Below are 1,342 nucleotides of genomic sequence, written 5' to 3'. Positions count from 1 at the left end.
CCTTATTGGTTTGAGTTCTGCGCTTCCAATGTGCTCGCCGAGCTCGCTGCTGGTGGCGCCGTCTCCAGCATGACCAAGCGATAGCGGCGTCGGGCTGGTGCGGGGGGCGGGCGATGAGCGCGTACAGGAGGTGTCGGATCTCCGGAACGGTCAGAGGCAGGAGATCGGCGGCCAAGTCTGCCGGGTCCTCTCCCCCCGATGGCCGCCTTGCGCAGGACGGTGAGAAACGCGAAAGCCAGCATGGCCAAGGTGATGTGCCGGTGCCAGCCGGTCCAGGAGCGAACCTCGTAGTGGTCGAGCCCGACTTCTCCCTTGGCCATCTCGAAAGCGGACTCGATGGTCCAGCACGCGCCGGCCACCCGCACGAGATCGGCCAGAGCGGTCCCTTCCGGGGCGCAGGTCAGGTAGAAGGTCAAGTCCCCATCCCCCAGGCGTTGGCGGATGAGAAGGCTCTTGCTCCAGCCCTCCGGCGCGCCACGGAACGGCAGGCGGGCCCAATCGTACAAGCGCGGGCCTTTGGCGCCATCGCCGGCACTGAGCCGGTGCCAGCCATCGGCCGGGACCTCTTCGATCCAGTCGCTCACCGAGCCCGGCCACAGCCGCTGGCCGCTGGTGACGGTCAGCACGTAGCCAACCCGGCGGCGCTCCAACTCCCGTCGGATGGCGCTGTCGGTGCCGTAGACGCTGTCGCCCGCCACCCAGGCGCAGGGAACACCGGCGTCCAGCGCCCGCTCCAGCATCGTCAGTCCTTGCTTGGGCTTGGTCGCGAAAGCCACCGTCTCGGGCACCCAGGCGGCACGGCGGCGGTCTTCATCGGCGGCCCAGCCCTGCGGCAGATACAAGGCGCGGTCGATCAAGGCATAGCCGTGTCGACTGGCGTAGCCCAGGAAGACGCCGATCTGGCAGTTCTCGATGCGCCCAGCCGTGCCGGAGTATTGACGCTGCACGCCGACCGAACGCTCGCCCTTCTTCAGGAAACCGGTCTCGTCCAGCACCAGAACGGCGTCGGGATCGCCCAGATGCTCGACGACGTAAGCCCGCAAGTCGTCGCGAACGGCGTCGGCGTCCCAACGCATCCGGGCCAGGAAATCCTGGACACTGTCTGGACTGGCATCGCCGGCCGCTTCGGCCAGATGCCAGCCGTTCTTCCGTTCCAGCGGCGCCAGGAGTCCGGCCAGATACCGCCGGGCCCGCTCGCGCGCCTCGGGCCGGCAAAAGCGCGGACCGATCCGGACGGCTAAAGCCTCCAGATCGCCTGCCCAACACGCCGCTTCCGGTGACGTCGTCATCCCAACCTCCCTACGGTAGGATGAAGCCTTCAACAGCCGGCCCGACGGATAAT

At 67.8% G+C, this 1,342-nt stretch carries 1 protein-coding gene; it reads right to left on the bottom strand.

Going from position 1 to position 1,342, the window contains the following annotated elements; translation table 11 throughout:
• Positions 1–2 precede the first annotated feature (2 nt).
• A complete protein-coding gene (locus tag DS843_RS30850) occupies positions 3–1,289 on the bottom strand; it encodes an IS701 family transposase (RefSeq protein ID WP_149472621.1) in 1,287 nt (428 codons plus the stop codon).
• Positions 1,290–1,342 lie beyond the last annotated feature (53 nt).

It is taken from the genome of Roseomonas genomospecies 6, assembly GCF_008365375.1.
GTDB lineage: Bacteria > Pseudomonadota > Alphaproteobacteria > Azospirillales > Azospirillaceae > Azospirillum.
The sequence above is the reverse complement of the archived record's forward strand: the minus strand, read 5'-3'. Positions and strand labels throughout refer to the sequence as shown.

What these genes read in the sequence shown, in the direction of transcription:
- DS843_RS30850 (WP_149472621.1), bottom strand. Translation starts at nt 1,289, where the DNA reads ATGACGACGTCACCGGAAGCGGCGTGTTGGGCAGGCGATCTGGAGGCT.